The 17,567-nt window shown below is 73.3% G+C and carries 14 protein-coding genes; 8 read left to right on the forward strand and 6 right to left on the reverse strand.

Annotated elements, in window-relative coordinates:
• Positions 1 to 29 precede the first annotated feature (29 nt).
• Positions 30 to 1,460, forward strand: a complete 1,431-nt coding sequence (locus tag IF17_RS0104630; RefSeq protein ID WP_030562410.1) for a DNA-3-methyladenine glycosylase 2 family protein — start codon at positions 30 to 32, stop codon at positions 1,458 to 1,460.
• Here IF17_RS0104630 and IF17_RS0104635 read toward each other — a convergent pair.
• Together IF17_RS0104635 and IF17_RS0104640 are read right to left on the reverse strand one after the other, a co-directional pair.
• Positions 1,385 to 1,867, reverse strand: coding sequence for a DUF456 domain-containing protein (locus tag IF17_RS0104635; protein ID WP_030562412.1), 483 nt, complete (start codon positions 1,865 to 1,867; stop codon positions 1,385 to 1,387). The genes IF17_RS0104630 and IF17_RS0104635 overlap by 76 nt on opposite strands.
• 36 nt (positions 1,868 to 1,903) lie before the next feature.
• A complete protein-coding gene (locus tag IF17_RS0104640) occupies positions 1,904 to 2,932 on the reverse strand; it encodes a helix-turn-helix transcriptional regulator (protein ID WP_030562414.1) in 1,029 nt (342 codons plus the stop codon).
• A gap of 309 nt (positions 2,933 to 3,241) precedes the next feature.
• Here IF17_RS0104640 and IF17_RS0104645 point away from each other — a divergent pair, with 309 nt between their 5' ends.
• From IF17_RS0104645 to IF17_RS0104655, 3 genes are all read left to right on the forward strand, one after another.
• Positions 3,242 to 4,741 (forward strand): protein phosphatase 2C domain-containing protein, encoded by a 1,500-nt coding sequence (locus IF17_RS0104645; protein ID WP_030562417.1) that lies wholly within the window; start codon positions 3,242 to 3,244, stop codon positions 4,739 to 4,741.
• 119 nt (positions 4,742 to 4,860) lie between these two features.
• Positions 4,861 to 6,603, forward strand: coding sequence for a pyruvate dehydrogenase (locus tag IF17_RS0104650; protein ID WP_030562418.1), 1,743 nt, complete (start codon positions 4,861 to 4,863; stop codon positions 6,601 to 6,603).
• Positions 6,604 to 6,912: 309 nt separating this feature from the next.
• Positions 6,913 to 7,287 carry an ATP-binding protein gene (locus IF17_RS0104655; RefSeq protein WP_030562419.1) on the forward strand — a complete coding sequence of 125 codons (375 nt, stop codon included), beginning with the start codon at positions 6,913 to 6,915 and terminating at the stop codon, positions 7,285 to 7,287.
• Positions 7,288 to 7,339: 52 nt separating this feature from the next.
• Here the strand turns inward: IF17_RS0104655 and IF17_RS0104660 are convergent, their stop codons facing one another.
• Positions 7,340 to 8,446 (reverse strand): DUF2637 domain-containing protein, encoded by a 1,107-nt coding sequence (locus tag IF17_RS0104660; RefSeq protein ID WP_030562420.1) that lies wholly within the window; start codon positions 8,444 to 8,446, stop codon positions 7,340 to 7,342.
• A gap of 203 nt (positions 8,447 to 8,649) precedes the next feature.
• Entirely contained in the window at positions 8,650 to 9,498 is an 849-nt protein-coding gene (locus tag IF17_RS0104665) for a (2Fe-2S)-binding protein (RefSeq protein ID WP_030562422.1), read from the reverse strand.
• A 155-nt stretch (positions 9,499 to 9,653) separates the two neighbouring features.
• Here IF17_RS0104665 and IF17_RS0104670 point away from each other — a divergent pair, with 155 nt between their 5' ends.
• Positions 9,654 to 10,442 carry a GntR family transcriptional regulator gene (locus IF17_RS0104670; RefSeq protein ID WP_030562423.1) on the forward strand — a complete coding sequence of 263 codons (789 nt, stop codon included), beginning with the start codon at positions 9,654 to 9,656 and terminating at the stop codon, positions 10,440 to 10,442.
• A gap of 31 nt (positions 10,443 to 10,473) precedes the next feature.
• On the opposite strand, the gene IF17_RS0104675 is transcribed toward IF17_RS0104670, so the two are convergent.
• Positions 10,474 to 11,256, reverse strand: a complete 783-nt coding sequence (locus tag IF17_RS0104675) for a hypothetical protein (RefSeq protein ID WP_030562424.1) — start codon at positions 11,254 to 11,256, stop codon at positions 10,474 to 10,476.
• A 162-nt stretch (positions 11,257 to 11,418) separates the two neighbouring features.
• On the reverse strand, positions 11,419 to 13,194 hold the full coding sequence (locus tag IF17_RS0104680; protein ID WP_030562425.1) for a PucR family transcriptional regulator ligand-binding domain-containing protein: 1,776 nt from the start codon (positions 13,192 to 13,194) through the stop codon (positions 11,419 to 11,421).
• 317 nt (positions 13,195 to 13,511) lie between these two features.
• Between IF17_RS0104680 and IF17_RS0104685 the strand changes: the two genes are divergently transcribed.
• Genes IF17_RS0104685 through IF17_RS0104695 form a run of 3 tightly spaced genes read left to right on the forward strand, consistent with a single transcriptional unit; the run spans position 13,512 to position 17,454 of the window.
• Entirely contained in the window at positions 13,512 to 14,402 is an 891-nt protein-coding gene (locus IF17_RS0104685) for an FAD binding domain-containing protein (RefSeq protein WP_030562426.1), read from the forward strand.
• Positions 14,403 to 14,404: 2 nt separating this feature from the next.
• Positions 14,405 to 15,004, forward strand: coding sequence for a (2Fe-2S)-binding protein (locus IF17_RS0104690; RefSeq protein WP_030562428.1), 600 nt, complete (start codon positions 14,405 to 14,407; stop codon positions 15,002 to 15,004).
• Positions 15,001 to 17,454 (forward strand): xanthine dehydrogenase family protein molybdopterin-binding subunit, encoded by a 2,454-nt coding sequence (locus IF17_RS0104695; protein WP_030562429.1) that lies wholly within the window; start codon positions 15,001 to 15,003, stop codon positions 17,452 to 17,454. Before IF17_RS0104690 ends, IF17_RS0104695 begins: the two co-directional genes overlap by 4 nt.
• The last annotated feature ends 113 nt before the right edge of the window (positions 17,455 to 17,567 follow it).

A 17,567-nucleotide genomic window follows, 5' to 3' on the forward strand; every position in this document is an offset into this window, starting at 1 on the left:
GCGGCGGCTGCCGCACACTGGACGGTGTGATGGACGACCGGACCAGGTACGAGGCGGTGAGCAGCCGCGACGCACGGTTCGACGGCGCGTTCTTCTTCGCCGTCGTGACCACCGGCATCTACTGCCGGCCGAGCTGCCCCGCCGTCACCCCCAAACGCGCCAACGTGCGCTTCTACCCGACGGCGGCCGCCGCACAGGCGGGCGGCTTCCGGGCCTGCCGGCGGTGCCGCCCCGACGCCGTGCCCGGCTCCGCCGAGTGGAACGTCCGCGCCGATGCCGTCGGCCGCGCCATGCGGCTGATCGGCGACGGCGTGGTGGACCGCGAGGGCGTCCCCGGCCTCGCCGGGCGGCTCGGCTACAGCGCCCGGCAGGTCCAGCGCCAGCTCAACGCCGAGCTGGGCGCCGGACCCGTCGCGCTCGCCCGCGCCCAGCGCTCCCACACCGCCCGGGTCCTCCTCCAGACCACCGGCCTGCCCGTCACCGAGATCGCCTTCGCGGCCGGGTTCGCCAGCGTGCGCCAGTTCAACGACACCATCCGCCGGATCTACGCCCGCACCCCCAGCGCCCTGCGCGCGGAGGCCGGGACCGGGCTCGGCGGGGGCCGGGGAGCGGGGCTGCGGGCCGGGATCCCGCTACGGCTCGCCCATCGGGGCCCGTACGCCGCCGGCGCCCTGTTCGACCTGCTGGGGGATGGGGCCGTGGACCGGGTCGAGGAGATGGCCGGGGATCCGGGGCGCCGCACCTACCGGCGTACGCTGCGGCTGCCGTACGGGACCGGGATCGCCGCCGTCGACGAGGGATCGCCAGGACCGTGGCTGGAGGCCCGGATCCACCTCACCGACCTGCGCGACCTGACCACCGCCGTACAGCGGCTGCGGCGCCTGTTCGACCTGGACGCCGATCCGTACGCCGTCGACGAGGCCCTGGCCGCCGATCCCCGGCTCGCCCCGCTGGTCGCCGCCCGCCCCGGGCTGCGCTCGCCGGGGGCGGCGGACCCGGAGGAGGAGGCCGTACGGGCACTGGTGGGGCGGGACCGGGCGGCAGAGCTGGTCGAGCGGTACGGGAAGGTGCTGGACGTGCCGTGCGGCGCGCTCACCCATGTGTTCCCCGAGCCGGGCGTCCTGGCCGGGGCCGTCACCGACCCCGCCCTGCGGACCCTGACCGCCGCGCTCGCCGACGGGGAGCTGCGGCTGGACGCGGGGGCCGACCGGGAGGAGGCGGAGCGGGCGCTCGGCACGCTGCCCGGGGTGGACCGGCGGAGCGCCGCGCTGATCCGGATGCGGGCGCTCGGGGACCCGGATGTCGACCCCTACGGGACAGCGGGGGCCGAGCGGTGGCGGCCGTGGCGCTCGTACGCCGTACGCCATCTGGAGACGGCCGCCCGTCAGCCCCAGATCAGCGCGCCCAGCCAGGCCCCCGCCACCAGCAGGCACGCGAAGAGCTCCACCAGCACCGCGTAGCCCGTCGCCCGCATCACCGAGCGCACCGACGTCCAACCCGCGCCACGGCTGCCCAGCCGCAGCCGCTCCGCCCCGTAGATCGCCCCCACGAACCCGGCGATGCCGCCGATCACGGGCACCACGAAGAAGCCCACGATCCCCGCCACCCCGCCGATCATCACCGTCCGGCGGGGCGCGCCCGACTCACCCGGGCGGCGCGGCGGCAGCAGCGGCTTCAGGGCCTGGTTCAACAGCATGAGGGCCGTTGCGCCGATCAGGACGCCCCAGGCCGTCGCGGTCATGTCCGTCAGCGCCCACCACAGCACCGCCGCCCAGACGATCGCCTGGCCCGGCACGCCCGGTACCAGGACCCCGACCAGGCCCAGCAGCATGACCAGGCCCACGCCGACGAGCTGCCACACACCCATTCGACCAGCCTGCCGGAGAGCGCACCGCTCCGCGCGTCAGCGCACGCCCGCGACCTGCGCCGACGGGGGCGACCCGGGCGGAGCGGAACGGGCGACCCAGCCCCGCTCGTACGCGTGCCAGCCCAGCTGGAGCCGGGTGGAGACCCCGGTCAGCTCCATCAGCCCCTTGACCCGGCGCTGCACGGTCCGCAGCCCCAGCTCCAGCTGTTTGGCCACGCTGGCGTCGGTCAGCCCGGCCAGCAGCAGCGACAGGATCTCCAGATCGGTGGGGTCGGGTCCGACGCCGTCCTCACGCACCCCGCCACCGCCTTCACCCAGCCGCAGCGGCATGGCCTCCCGCCACACCGCCTCGAAGAGGCCCATGAGCGACTCCAGCAGCCCGCTGGCGTGCACGACCAGCGCGGCGGGCTCGGCGCCCCGCCCGGTCAGCGGCACCATCGCCGTGGTCCCGTCGGCGATCACCAGCTTCGTCGGCACCCGGTCGACCACCCGGCACTGCTCGTCCCGGCTCAGCGCGGCCGACAGCTCCAGGATCCCCGACGGCAGCGACAGCACCTCGCGCTCGACGACCACCCGGTAGACCACCCCGCGCGAGGCAGCCCGCTCCTCGGACTCGTTCTCCATGCCGGTCACCGCGATCGGCTTGCCGGTGACCAGGGCGCACACCTCGGACGCCGCGCCCAGCTGCAACTGGTGGAAGCGCTGGGCGACCGCCGCCGAACCGGTCACCACCTCCACCAGATCGTGCACCTCGGGCTCGCTCGCCTCCGCCCGGTACTCCGCGGCCAGCAGCGCGGACGCCAGCTCCGCCTGCTCCAGCTCGTGGCGCTGCTGGATCAGCAGGGCCCCCAGCGCCACGCCCGGCGGGGCCGCCACCCAGCGGCCGGGGCGGGCCGAGGACTGCGCGGCCAGGCCTTGCTGTTCCAGCCGCCGCAGCACCCGCTCGGCGTCCGCCTCCGGGAGCGACAGCCGGTGCGCGAGATCGGAGAGTTCCGCCGCTCCCGCCGCCACCAGCGCCCGGTACGCGGCTTCCTGCCTCTCGTCGAGACCCAGTGCCCCCAGCATCTCCCGACCCTCCCCGGGTGTGGTGATCGCGCGTCGCAGCGCCCGTTCCGGCCGGTTCGCCGTGGCGGAAAAGGGCCACGGCGTAAACCCGCCGCGCACATCATCCCCTGTACCCCTGGTCCCTCTGCCAGTCTTGCGCCACTCCGGTACCGGCGACAGCCCCGGCGACCTGCACATCCGATGATCACACCGACCGGTCCGCCGGGCGTCCTTCCCGTGGGGGGTGGGGCCGCCCGGCGGACCTCATGTGCGAGCCACTTTTTCCTGATGTCCCGTTTTCGGGCGGCCTTCGCGGTGGACAATAAGGGCATGAGTCAGCAGGGGGAGAAGCCCGCCGCCCATGAGGACGACTGGTGGCGGAAGCTGTACGACGAGACCGCGCCGGACACCGGTCCGAGCAGTGCGCCCGACAGCCTCGACGACCGCTTCGACTCCGTGTCGGACACGGTGAGTGAGGCGGTGGAGCCGGAGTCGGAGCGGGAGCCGGAGCCGTTGCCGGAGGTGAGACCGGATCCCCGCACAGCCTGGGACCCCTACCGCGAGCAGGCGCCACCGTCCGAAGAGCCGGAGCGAAAGCCGGAGCCGGAGCGAGAGCCGGAGCCGGTCCCGGTCGCCACTCAGGCCGCCGTCCCCGGTCCCCGTAACACCGTCTTCCCCGCTCCCTGGGAAGCCCCCGCCGGTCCGCCCGGCCCCCGCACCTTCGCCGTGCCGAAGCCGCCCGAGCCCGAGCCGCCGCCCGCGTCGCTCACCCCGCCCGCCGCCGGACCCGTCACCGCGCCCGACCCTGTCGCCCTGCATGAACTCCCCCCGGACTGGGCCGCGAGCGACGCCCCGGCCGATGGCGGCGGCGGGGCCCGGCCCCTCGTCGGCCATCTGGGGGACCGGCCGCCCACCTATGACGCCGAGCCCGCCGCCCTGCCCGCCGCCACCTCGGAGAACCTGGACGCCCTGGTCCCCGACACCGTGCTGGACGGCGCGCGGTACGGGACGTACACCCTGCGGGCCGCCTCCGTCCGGGGCGACTCCGCCCGGTTCCGCGGTGAGCCCCGGCGCGACGCGCTGCTCACCGCCCGGTTCGGGGCGGCCGAGAGCGCCCTCGTGCTCGTCGCCGTGGCCGGGGGCGTACGGGGCGGCGAGGGGGCGCATCTCGCGGCGGCCGACGCCTGCCGGTGGATCGGCGGCGCGGTGGCCCGCAGCCACGCCCGGCTCTCCGAGGACATAAGGGCGGGCCGCCGGGCCGACCTGAAGTCGGGGCTGCACCGGCTCACCGACCGGACGTACGGCAAGCTCCGGGCCCGGGCCGCCGAACTCGGCCTCGAACCGGGGGAGTACACCACCAGCCTGCGGTGCCTGCTGCTCTCCGCCGACCCCGACTGCCGTACCAGGGTCTTCTTCGGCGTCGGCAGCGGTGGTCTGTTCCGGCTCCGCGACGGGCTCTGGCAGGACCTGGAGCCCGTGATTCCGGAGCAGGCCGCGTCCGGGGTGAGCGAGGAGGGGCCGGACGGTGACCGGCTGACCATGGACCTCCAGATCACCACGCCCCCGTCCCCGTACAGCGACGGCCCCGCCCCGCCGCCCGCCGAACTCTTCCGGTTCCGGGCCTCCGTGGCCCGCCCGGGCGACACGCTGCTGCTGTGCAGCAACGGGTTCGCCGAGCCGATGCGCGGCGAACCGGAGCTTCCCGACGAGCTCGCGGAGCGCTGGGGGCCGCCGGGGCCGCCCGGACTGCCGGCTTTCCTCGCCGACACCCAGCTCCGCATCAAGGGGTACGCCGACGACCGCACGTGCGCGGCCGTCTGGGAGGCGTAACCGCGCACGCCGTGGGTTGATGGATTCCGGAGGCCGCACGTCCGGCCGACGTTTCGGCCTCCGGAGTCCGGACAACCGACAGTGCACGGAGACACGGGGCAAGGGAAGGGCGCGCACCCATGGCCAAGCAGAACGTGGCGGAGCAGTTCGTCGACATCCTCTCCAGGGCGGGCGTCAAGCGCCTGTACGGCGTCGTCGGCGACAGCCTGAACCCCGTGGTGGACGCCATTCGGCGTAACTCGGCCATCGACTGGATCCATGTCCGGCACGAGGAGACCGCCGCCTTCGCGGCCGGCGCCGAGGCCCAGATCACCGGGAACCTGGCGGCCTGCGCCGGCTCCTGCGGGCCGGGCAACCTGCATCTCATCAACGGCCTGTACGACGCGCACCGCTCGATGGCCCCGGTCCTCGCCCTCGCCTCGCACATCCCCTCCAGCGAGATCGGGCTCGGCTACTTCCAGGAGACCCATCCGGAGCTGCTCTTCCAGGAGTGCAGCCACTACAACGAGATGATCTCCAACCCGGAGCAGATGCCGCGTCTCCTCCAGACGGCGATCCAGCACGCCATCGGCCAGGGCGGCGTCAGCGTGGTGACGATGCCCGGCGACATCGCCTCCAAGGCCGCGCCGGAGAAGACCGCCGAGCACGCCCTGGTCACCTCACGGCCCACCGTCCGGCCCGGCGACGACGAGATCGACAAGCTCTGCCGGATGGTCGACGAGGCCAAGCGGGTGACGCTGTTCTGCGGCAGCGGCACCGCGGGCGCGCACGCCGAGGTGATGGAGTTCGCCGAGAAGGTGAAGTCCCCGGTCGGGCACGCGCTGCGCGGTAAGGAGTGGATCCAGTACGACAACCCGTACGACGTCGGCATGAGCGGGCTGCTCGGCTACGGCGCCGCCTACGAGGCGACCCACGAGTGCGACCTGCTGATCCTGCTCGGGACCGACTTCCCGTACAACGCGTTCCTCCCCGACGATGTGAAGATCGTCCAGGTCGATGTCCGCCCCGAACGCCTCGGACGGCGCTCCAAGCTGGACCTCGCGGTGTGGGGCGATGTGCGGGAGACGCTGCGCTGTCTGACACCCCGGGTGAAGCCCAAGAACGACCGCAAGTTCCTCGACCGGATGCTGAAGAAGCACGCCGACGCGCTGGAGGGTGTCGTCAAGGCGTACACCCGCAAGGTCGAGAAGCACACCCCGATCCATCCCGAGTACGTCGCCTCCGTCCTCGACGACATGGCCGACGAGGACGCCGTGTTCACCGTCGACACCGGGATGAACAACGTGTGGGCCGCTCGCTATCTGACGCCCAACGGCAAGCGGCGGGTGATCGGTTCGTTCAGTCACGGCTCGATGGCCAACGCGCTGCCGCAGGCGATCGGCGCCCAGTTCACGGACCGGAACCGGCAGGTCGTGGCGATGTCGGGCGACGGCGGGTTCTCCATGCTGATGGGCGACTTCCTCACCCTGGTCCAGTACGACCTGCCGGTGAAGGTGGTGCTCTTCAACAACTCCTCGCTCGGCATGGTGGAGTTGGAGATGATGGTCGGCGGGCTGCCCGCCTACGGCACCACCAACAAGAACCCGGACTTCGCCGCCGTGGCCCGCGCCTGCGGGGCGTACGGGGTGCGGGTCGAGAAGCCCAAGCAGCTTCAGAGCGCGCTGAAGGACGCCTTCAAGCACAAGGGTCCCGCGCTCGTCGACGTGGTGACCGACCCCAACGCGCTCTCCATCCCGCCGAAGATCAAGGCCGACATGGTCACCGGCTTCGCGCTCTCGGCGAGCAAGGTCGTGCTGGACGGCGGAGTGGGCCGGATGCTCCAGATGGCCCGCTCCAACCTCCGTAACGTGCCCCGTCCTTGACGCCCTCCCCGCTCCTGGTGCGCCCCCGGCGCTGCCCGGAGCACCCCTGAAGGCGTGCGGGGGACGGCATATCCTCGTGCGCCCCCCGCTGCCTCTGCCTGTGTCCTTCCCGCCGGACCCGGTAAGCGTGACCGTGTGCGTACAGGGGCATGCATCCCGTGAGGCCGTTCGACGGACGGCCGGGACGAAGGAGGTCTGATCGCTGTGCGGGCGGGGGAAACGGTGAAGCGTCAGAAGAGGTCCCAGGCCGGCGAGGGGCGCGGCCCGCAGGGGCGGAGACCGGGCGGGACGGCGCAGCAGCCGGCCCGGATGCGCCGCAGGGTCGGCCATACGGAACGGTCGGCGGTGGGGGAAGTCCGGCGCGAGCTGCGGGAGTTCCTGCGACATCGCTCCGGCCCCGAACAGGTGGAGGCGGCGGAGCTGCTGCTGAGCGAGCTGGTGACCAACGCGCTGATCCACACCCGGCACGGGGCCGTGGTCACCGCGACGGCGACGCCCGCCGCGCTACGGGTGGAGGTGCAGGACTTCGAGGCGGACCTGCCCGCGCCGTACGTACCGAACGCCGACGACGGTACGCACGGCAGGGGTCTGATCCTGGTGCGGAGTCTGGCCGACGCCTGGGGGGTCGAGGCGCGGGCCCTGGGCAAGGTGGTCTGGTTCGAGCTGCGCGGTGAGAGCGCCTGAACCGGCCGCCCTCGGGACGGCTGTCGAGGCCTCTCACCGCCGTACGCGCGGGTCATGACCCCGTGTACTGCTGCTCCAGATCCTTCAGTTTCTGTTCCAGCGAGTCGAGCCGGGGGAGTGCCTGGGTGTCGTCCTCGGCGGTGAGGTCGACCGTCCGCGCGTCACTTCCCGGGTTCGAAGGGCCAAGGCTCTTCGAGCTCGAACCGTCCGCCGGCTGGGTCGGGCCGACGGCTTGCAGGGATGGCCGGGGTCGCAGAGGCAGCTGACCCGGCTCAGCTATGGCGGGCTCCGCGACGGGCGGCGCCGTGCCTCCCGAAGCCGGGGCGAGGGCCGGGACGTCCACCTGGTGGCCCAGCCGGCCGCGGCCCCAAACCCGGTTCTGCCGGTTCAGGGCCTTGATACGGGCCCGGTCCAGCTTCTCCTGGTCACGCCGGCGCAGCCGGTCCTGCTCCCGCTCCCTGCGGTCCTCCCGCACCTCGTCCACCGCCTCGTCCAGCGTGCGGACGCCCTCCAGGAGCATCAGCGACCAGGCGCCGAAGGTCTCCCTGGGCGCCCGCAGCCAGCGGACGATGCGGATCTGCGGCAACGGACGGGGCACCAGGCCCTGTTCGCGCAGCGCGGCCCGGCGGGTCTGCTTGAGGGCGCGGTCGAAGAGCACCGCGGCCGAGAGGGACATCCCCGCGAAGAAGTGCGGAGCGCCCGCGTGGTCCATGCCCCGCGGGGCATGCACCCAGTTGAACCAGGCGGCGGCCCCGGCGAACGTCCACACCAGCAGCCGGGAGCCGAGCGCCGCGTCTCCGTGGCTCGCCTCCCGTACGGCCAGCACGGAACAGAACATCGCGGCACCGTCCAGTCCGAACGGGACCAGGTACTCCCAGCCCCCGCTCAGGTTCAGGTTCTGCCGGCCGAAGCCGACGAGCCCGTGGAAGGAGAGCGCGGCGGCGACGGCCGCGCAGCAGAACAGCAGGACGTAACTGGCGGTGGCGTACAGCGCTTCCTTGCGCCGGCGCCGCTCCTCGCTGCGTTCCCAGGAGTCGTCGGCCGCGGCCTTGCCGGCGGCACGCTTGCCGCGTGCGACCACCGTCACCGCCGCCATGACTCCCACGAGCAGCACGGCGCCCGGAAGCAGCCAGTCAAGCGATATGTCGGTCAGTCTCATGCGCGGTCCCTTGCGTCACGTAGGGCGTTTCGTGCGCCATCGTGACGGAATTCCCGTCCCGCACCGGGGGTTTCGGGACAAGAGCACGCCATGGGGGTGGGAGAGGCTATCGATGGGTGGAATCTTCTCGAACTGCCGTTCCGGTCAACCGAGTTGCGTTCGATTTCACGTCATCCGGACGGGGGGTGTGGGTGGCGCCGGGATCAGGAAGCGGTGGCGAGCTTCCGCACCCGGTCGGCGTCACAGGTCCGCGGGCAGGTCACACAGGTGTCCTCGGGGCGCAGGGTGTAGAAGAGGCAGCAGCTCGCCCGGTCCCGGGTCGGCAGCGGCTGCCCCTCGGGCCCGGTCAGCTCGCGGAAGCCCGCGCCGCCGACGTACGGCTTCGTGGTGCCCGGGAGCAGCAGCTCCAGCTCGGCCATCGCGCGGCGCTCCTCGCCGAGCAGGTGCGCGATGTACCAGAGACCCTCGACGATCTCGTCCGTCGCCATGCCCCACAGCGCCCGCTTCCCTCGCCGCATGCGCGGTCCGAACCCCGTCAGCACCGGCTCCAGGTGTTCGGTGAGGGCCGCCAGCACCTCGGCCCGCAGCGCCGCCTCGTCCGGGACCACCCGGGCGCCGGGCAGGGACGCGGCCGGGTCGTCCGGCAGGCAGGCGAACTCGCGGGCCCGCACGGTGAGGTGTCCCAGCGCCCGCTGGAAGGCCACGTCCTCGACGGGGACGCGCGGCACCCGGCGGTGCAGGAACCAGGGCACGGTCACCAGCAGGCAGGCGGGCCAGGCGTACCGGTGGAGGCCGAAGCTGGCCACCACATCGGGGCGGGCCTGCTGTCCGTAGTCGCGCAACACCTGAGCGTTGTCCCAGGCCAGGAAGGTGTCCACGGCCGGCCCGCCGGCGGCCAGCTCGGCCGCGCCGACCCAGCCGGCGCCGGAGGGGGCGGGCGCGCCCTCGTCGAGCACCTCGGCGCGCAGCCCGGGGAAGACCTCGGTCAGGCGTGCGTACGCGGCCGTCAGGGGGGACGTCGCGGCGCCGGCGAGCAGCGGGGTGAGCGTCATTCAGGGACCGCCGAATCGGGATCGTTTGAGGCAAGGCTTACCTTACCCGACGCGATCGATGTTTGAACTGCAGCCTCCTGCCTCTATCGTGCACGGGGGACCGGGCGCACGCGAGCCGGCCCGCGCGGAAGGTCGCGGAGGCCGAGGAGGTCCGGGTGGAGCAGGGCAGCGCGCGAGAGGGCGTACGGCCGCCGTACGGGCCCGGCGCGTACGCCGGCACCCCGGCGACCGGCCGGGTGCCCGAACAGATGCGCGGCGGCCGTTCGCAGGACGCTCCCCTCGTCCGGGGTGAGCACACCCACGGCGAGCCGCCCGCCCCGCGTGTGATCCGTCACTCCGTCCGGGGCCAGATCCTCCAGGCTCTTCGCGCCGCTCTCGTCGACGGCGAGCTGACCCCCGGCCAGGTCTACTCCGCCCCCGCGCTCGGCGCCCGCTTCGGGGTCTCCGCGACCCCGGTGCGCGAGGCGATGCAGCAGCTGGCCACCGAGGGCGCCGTCGAGGTGGTGCCGAACCGAGGCTTCCGGGTCAGCGAGCGCGGGCCCCGTGAGCTGGCGGAGCTGGCCGAGGTACGGGCCCTGATCGAGGTACCGGTGATGCTCCGGCTGGCCCGCACCGTCCCGGCCGAGCGGTGGAGCGCGCTGCGCCCGCTGGCCGACGCGACGGTGACGGCGGCGGCGGTGGGCGACCGGGCGAGCTACGCCGAGTGCGACCGGGCCTTCCACCGTGCGGTCCTCACCCTGGCGGGCAACGAGCAGCTGGTCGCGATCGCCGACGAGCTGCACCGCCGCTCGCAGTGGCCGCTGACCGCCGGTCCCGCCACCCGCCGGGCCGACCTGCTGGCGGACGCCGCCGAGCACACCGCGCTGCTCGACGCCCTGATCGCCCAGGACCTGACCGTCGTCCAGGCCCTCGTACGGGAGCACTTCACCGGCGCGGACGGCTGACGGGGCGCGCGCTCCGCCAGCCCGCCGGTCCTCAGGTGGCCGCCGCCGGCCGCGGTCCCGGAACCCCGATGTGCGGCGCCAGCCACGTCGGCACCCCGCCGAGCAGCCGGAACAGCCGCCCCGCCTCCGCGCGCAGCCGGGCCGCCTCCGGCTCGGGCTCCGCCTCCGCCAGCGAGATCAGCGCCGGGGCCGTACCGACCAGGTAGCCCAGCTCCTCGCGGATCCGCAGCGACTCCGCGAAACCGTGCCGGGCCTCCGCCAGCTCACCCTCCTGGAGCGCCAGGGAGGCCAGGTGGCGCCAGGTGAAGGAGAGCAGCAGCTCGTCGCCGCGCGCGGCCGCCCCGGCGTGCGCCCGGCGGTACGCCGCGCGGGCCGACTGCGGGGAGTCCGCGATGTACTGGGCGATCAGCCCGCGCCGGAAGTCCAGCAGCGGCCGTCCGGGTGCGGCGGGCGCCAGCAGCGCCGCCGCCCGGCTCAGCGCGACGCTCGCCTCGTCCGCCCGGTCGCGTACGCCCAGCAGGGTCGAGGCGTAGGCGAGATGGCCCCGCTCACAGGCGGCCCCGCCGCGCTCGTCGTCGGTGCGGGCCAGCGCCTCCGCGCCGCGCAGCGCGTCCTCGGCGTCGGTCCAGCCCTCGCCGGTGTAGAGACAGCGCTCGGTCAGCAGGGCGGTGCGCTGGATCGCCGCCGCCGGGTCGCCCGTGGCGTGCGGCTCCAGCAGGGCGGCGGCATCCGTCCAGCAGGCGCGGGACCGCAGCCGCCATACCGCTGTCTGGAGCGGCGGATCGTCATCTGCTGTCGTTCCGGAACCAGACATGGCGGTATCCGCCACATTGCCCTCCCCGAGCGCGCCATTGTGCTGTTGAGTACCGCCGAATCTCAGCACGGAATGGCACGCCGGGCCAAGGGGTCCGACTGATGTCAGGTGAAGGAATTCACAAACGGGGGGAGCTCACCGGCGCCCGGTGGGGCGCACGGGTCAGCTCATGCGCAGGGCAAGGAAGAAGTCGAGCTTGTCCTCCAGGCGCGAAAGGTCACGGCCCGTCAACTGCTCGATCCGCCCGACGCGGTAGCGCAGTGTGTTGACGTGGAGGTGCAGCCGGGCCGCGCAGCGGGTCCAGGAGCCGTCGCAGTCCAGGAAGGCCTCCAGCGTCTCGATCAGCTCCGCGCGGTGGCGCCGGTCGTAGTCGCGCAGCGGGTCCAGCAGCCGGGCGGTGAAGGCGCGGCGGACGTCGTCGGGGACGAACGGCAGCAGCAGCACGTGCGAGGCCAGCTCGTGGTGGCCGGCCGCGCAGACCCGGCCCGGCCGGGCCGCCGCCACCCGGCGGGCGTGCCGGGCCTCCTCCAGCGCGCCGCGCAGCCCTTCGGCCGAGTGCACGGCCGCGCTGACACCCAGTGTCAGCCGCCCGTCGTCGGCGAGGCCGGCCGAGAGCGGTTCGCGTACGGCGGCGAGCAGCGCATCGGCGTGCAGCGCGGGGTCCTGCGCCGCCGGGGCTTCCGCGGTGTCCGGCGCGGCGGCCTGGTCGGCCGTCCCGGCGTTGTCGGTGGGGCCGTCTACCGTCTCGGGGAGGGAGGCGGGCACGGCCGGCAGCGGTACGAGGGCGATGGCCTCCTCGCCCGTGTGGGCGACGGCGATGCGGTCGGCGGAGTCGGGGCCGCTGACCGCCGGGTCGACCAGGATCTCCTCCAGCAGGGCCTGGGCGACCGGTCCGCCCGCGATGTCGCCCGGTCCGCCCGCTCCTCCCGCCGTGCCCGAAGCGGTCCAGTCGACCCGGGCCACCACGACCTGCCACTGCGGGGCGACCCCGAGGCCCGGCAGAAGGACCGGCGCGGCGACCCGGAGCCTGGCGGCGATCTCGGCCGGGGCGGCGCCCGCCTGGACCAGCTCCAGCACCTCCTGGGCGAGCCGGCGGCGTACCGTACGGGCCGCGTCACGGCGGTCGCGCTCGACCGCGATCAGCTGGGTGACGCCCTGGAGCAGGTCGAGCCGGGCGGCGGGCCAGTCCGAGGCGTCCGCCTCGACGGCGAGCAGCCAGTCGGAGAGCACCGACTCCCGGACGTCCCGGGCGGCCGGGACCGCGCCCCGGCCGGCGTTGCGGATCGGGAAGAGCGAATACGTCGAACCGGCGACGGCCGCCCGGTAGGGCCCCCGGCGCCCGGTGCGGGTCGCCGCCAGGTGGTGCCCGGCCAGGGCCGCGCCCAGGGGGGCGGGCAGCGGGGCGCCCGCCCCGGCGATCTGGCGGCCGGTGGGGGACAGGACCCAGGCCCGCAGGTCCAGGTCGGAGGTGAGGAGGTCCAGGACCACCTCGGGGCCGCCGCCCGCCGGGCCCGAGGTCATCAGCCGGCGGTGCCGGTCCACCACGGCCGCCAGGTCGCCCGCCCGCTCCCCGGAGACCTGGCGCACGACGTGCTCGGTGATCGTGGCGAACGCCACCGTCTCGTTGACGGCGAAGAGCGGCAGGCGGTGCTGGACACACGCCTCCACCAGGTCGGCGGGGATGTCGCCGAGCTCCGCCTCACCCGCCGCGAGCCCGGCCACCCCGGCGCCCGCCAGGATCCGGACGAACGGCTCGGAGTCGCTCGCGTCCCGGCGCCAGGCGAGCCCCGTCAGCACCAGCTCGCCGCCGGAGAGGTAGCGGCTGGGGTCCCGCAGGTCGGTGGTCATGACGCCCCGGACCGTGCGGTCCAGCTCGTCCTCGCCGCCGAGCAGCCGCAGGCCCAGCGCATCGGTCTCCAGCAGTGCGCGCAGCCGCATCTCGTCGCCGCCGATCTTTTTCCGTAGGGGTGGGAGCAGGTGGGTGAAGCCGGGAAGGGGTGAGGGACCACAGGGGTGAACGGGTACCTGTGAATTGCGGCGAGGTTACTGATCCCCGCCATTCGTTCGAATCTACAAGACGGGGACGGAGACCAGCCAACTCCTTCAGTGGTTCGGTGACTGCACCCACCGGGCCCTGGCTTGTGTACTGGGCCACACACCACATGAACACCACATGAACGAGCCACACGAGGCAGACGAGGGCCGGCCGTCCCCAGCCCCGGTGTACGACCCGATTGAGAAGAAGAGAGCCACTCATGGACTTCCTTCGCCCCGCCAGCTGGGAGGAGGCGCTCGCCGCCAAGGCCGAGCACCCCACGGCTGTGCCCATCGCGGGCGGCACGGATGTGATGGTCGAGATCAACTTCGACCACCGGCGGCCCGAGTACCTCCTGGACCTGAACCGCATCGATGAGCTGACCGAGTGGGAGGTCGGCCAGGAGAGCGTACGGCTCGGCGCCTCCGTGCCGTACAGCGCCATCATGGAGAACCTGCGCACCGAGCTGCCGGGCCTGGCGCTCGCCTCGCACACCGTCGCATCGCCGCAGATCCGCAACCGCGGCGGTGTCGGAGGCAACCTGGGCACCGCCTCACCCGCCGGTGACGCCCACCCGGCGCTGCTCGCCGCGGGGGCCGAGGTGGAGGCCGAATCCGTACGCGGAACGCGGCTGATTCCCATCGACGCTTTCTACACAGGGGTCAAGCGCAACGCCCTGGAGCCGGACGAGCTGATCCGCGCCGTGCACATCAAGAAGGCCGACGGGCCCCAGCAGTACTCCAAGGTCGGCACCCGCAACGCGATGGTCATCGCCGTCTGCGCCTTCGGCCTCGCCCTGCACCCCGAGACCCGCACCGTGCGCACCGGCATCGGCTCCGCCGCCCCGACGCCCGTCCGGGCCAAGGAGGCCGAGGCCTTCCTGAACGCCGCGCTCGACGAGGGCGGGTTCTGGGAGAGCGGCAAGATCATCACCCCCGCCATCGCCAAGCAGTTCGCCGCCCTCGCCTCGGGCGCCTGCAACCCGATCGACGACGTACGGGGCACGGCGAAGTACCGCAGGCACGCGGTCGGCATCATGGCCCGCCGCACGCTCGGCTGGACCTGGGAGCAGTACCGCGGCGCGGGCCGCACGCTGGAAGGAGCTGCGTAACCATGCGAGTCAATTTCACGGTCAACGGCCGTCCGCAGGAAGCCGACGACGTGTGGGAGGGCGAGTCCCTTCTTTACGTGCTGCGTGAGCGTATGGGGCTGCCCGGTTCCAAGAACGCCTGCGAGCAGGGCGAGTGCGGGTCCTGCACGGTCCGCCTCGACGGCGTCCCGGTCTGTTCGTGTCTGGTCGCCGCCGGCCAGGTCGAGGGCCGCGAGGTCGTCACCGTCGAGGGCCTGGCCGACTACGCCAAGCACCGCGAGGACGCCCACCCCGGCGGCGGCTGCGCCTCCGGCGCCTGCGGCACCACCCTGGACGCCGCCAAGCGCTGGCAGTCCAAGCCCACCGACGGACAGGCCGGCGAGGCCGCCGAGCTCTCCCCGATCCAGCAGGCGTTCATCGACGCCGGAGCCGTCCAGTGCGGCTTCTGCACCCCCGGCCTGCTGGTCGCCGCCGACGAACTGCTGGAGAACACCCCCTCCCCGTCCGACCAGGACATCCGCGAGGCGCTCTCCGGCAACCTGTGCCGCTGCACGGGTTACGAGAAGATCCTCGACGCGGTCCGCCTCGCGGCCGCCCGCCAGGAAGAGGCGGTCCAGTCATGACGACGCACCCCGAAGCCACCACGCAGCCCAAGGCCACGGCGCCCGTCAAAGCCCAGACCGTACCGGCCGGAACGCCCACCAAGATCACCCAGGGTTCGCCCACCAAGGGCGGCATCGGCGAGTCCACGCTCCGCCCCGACGGCACCCTCAAGGTCACCGGCGAGTTCGCGTACTCCTCCGACATGTGGCACGAGGACATGCTGTGGGGCCAGACGCTGCGCTCCACCGTCGCGCACGCCGAGATCGTCTCCATCGACACCTCCGAGGCGCTGGCCACCTCCGGTGTCTACGCGGTGATGACCTACGACGACCTCCCGGCCGAGATGAAGAACTACGGCCTGGAGATCCAGGACACGCCGGTGCTCGCGCACGGCAAGGTCCGCCACCACGGTGAGCCGGTCGCCATCGTCGCCGCCGACCACCCGGAGACCGCGCGCCGCGCCGCCGCCAAGATCAAGATCGAGTACCGCGAGCTGCCCCTCATCACCGACGAGGCCTCGGCGACCGCCCCGGACGCCGTACTCGTGCACGAGGGCCGCGACGACCACCACATCGGCCACGTCCCGCACCCCAACATCGTGCACCGCCAGCCGATCATCCGCGGCGACGCCGACGAGGCCGCCAAGCGCGCCGACGTCATCGTCACCGGCGAGTACGTCTTCGGCATGCAGGACCAGGCCTTCCTCGGCCCCGAGTCCGGTCTCGCCGTGCCGTCCGAGGACGGCGGCGTCGAGCTGTACGTCGCCACCCAGTGGCTGCACTCGGACCTCGGCCAGATCGCCCCCGTCCTCGGCCTGCCCGAGGACAAGGTCCGCATGACGCTCTCCGGCGTCGGCGGCGCCTTCGGCGGCCGCGAGGACATCTCGATGCAGATCCACGCCTGCCTGCTGGCGCTCCGCACCGGCAAGCCGGTCAAGATCGTCTACAACCGGTTCGAGTCCTTCTTCGGCCACGTCCACCGGCACCCGGCGAAGCTCCACTACGAGCACGGCGCCACCAAGGACGGCAAGCTCACGCACATGAAGTGCCGCATCGTCCTGGACGGCGGCGCCTACGCCTCCGCCTCCCCGGCGGTCGTCGGCAACGCCTCCTCGCTCTCCGTCGGTCCGTACAAGATCGAGGACGTCGACATCGAGGCGGTCGCGCTCTACACCAACAACCCGCCCTGCGGCGCGATGCGCGGCTTCGGCGCGGTCCAGGCCTGCTTCGCCTACGAGGCGCAGATGGACAAGCTCGCCGCGAAGCTGGACATGGACCCGGTGGAGTTCCGGCAGCTCAACGCCATGGAACAGGGCACCCTGCTGCCCACCGGACAGCCCTGCGACTCGCCGGCCCCGGTCGCCGAGCTGCTGCGCCGGGTCAAGTCCCGGCCGCTGCCGCCCGAGCAGCAGTGGCTGGCGGCGGGCAGCGAAGGCACCTCCATCGACGTGCGGGCCCTGCCCGGCGGGCTCTCCAACACCACCCACGGCGAAGGCGTCGTCCGGGGCATCGGCTACGCGGTCGGCCTGAAGAACGTCGGCTTCTCCGAGGGCTTCGACGACTACTCCACCGCCCGGGTGCGGATGGAGGTCATCAACGGTGAGGCGGTCGCCACCGTGCACACCGCGATGGCCGAGGTCGGCCAGGGCGGCGTCACGGTCCACGCCCAGATCGCCCGTACCGAACTCGGTGTCAACCAGGTCACCATCCACCCCGCCGACACCCGCGTCGGCTCCGCCGGATCCACCTCCGCCTCCCGCCAGACGTACGTCACCGGCGGCGCGGTCAAGAACTCCTGCGAAGCCGTACGGGAGAAGGTCCTGGAGCTCGGCCGCACCAAGTTCGGCACCTACCACCCGGCCTGGGCCACCGCCGAACTCCTCCTGGAGGGCGGCAAGGTCGTCACCGACGGCGGCGAGGTCCTCGCGGACGTGGCCGACGTCCTGGAGGACGAGGCGATCGACATCGAGCTGGAGTGGCGCCACCGGCCCACCGAGGCGTTCGACCTGCGCACCGGACAGGGCAACGGCCACGTCCAGTACTCCTTCGCCGCGCACCGCGCGGTCGTCGAGGTCGACACCGAGCTCGGCCTGGTCAAGGTCATCGAACTGGCCTGCGCCCAGGACGTCGGCAAGGCGCTCAACCCGCTCTCCGTGCTCGGCCAGATCCAGGGCGGCACGCTCCAGGGCATGGGCGTCGCGGTGATGGAGGAGATCATCGTCGACCCGAAGACCGCGAAGGTGCGCAACCCCTCCTTCACGGACTACCTCCTCCCCACCATCCTCGACACGCCGACCATCCCCGTCGACGTGCTCGAACTCGCCGACGAGCACGCCCCGTACGGGCTGCGCGGCATCGGCGAGGCCCCCACCCTGTCGTCCACCCCGGCCGTCCTCGCGGCGATCCGGAACGCGACGGGCCTGGAGCTCAACAGGACCCCGGTACGCCCCGAGCACCTCACCGGCACCTGAGAGACCGGGGCCGGGTGATCCCCGGCCCCGCCGCCTCCGAGCGGTCCCCCCCCGAACTCTCCGGGCGGTGTGCTGAGCCGAGAACGTCACACTTTTCCGCATCCCGCACCGCC

Source organism: Streptomyces cyaneofuscatus, assembly GCF_000718135.1.
Classification (GTDB): Bacteria; Actinomycetota; Actinomycetes; order Streptomycetales; family Streptomycetaceae; genus Streptomyces; species Streptomyces cyaneofuscatus.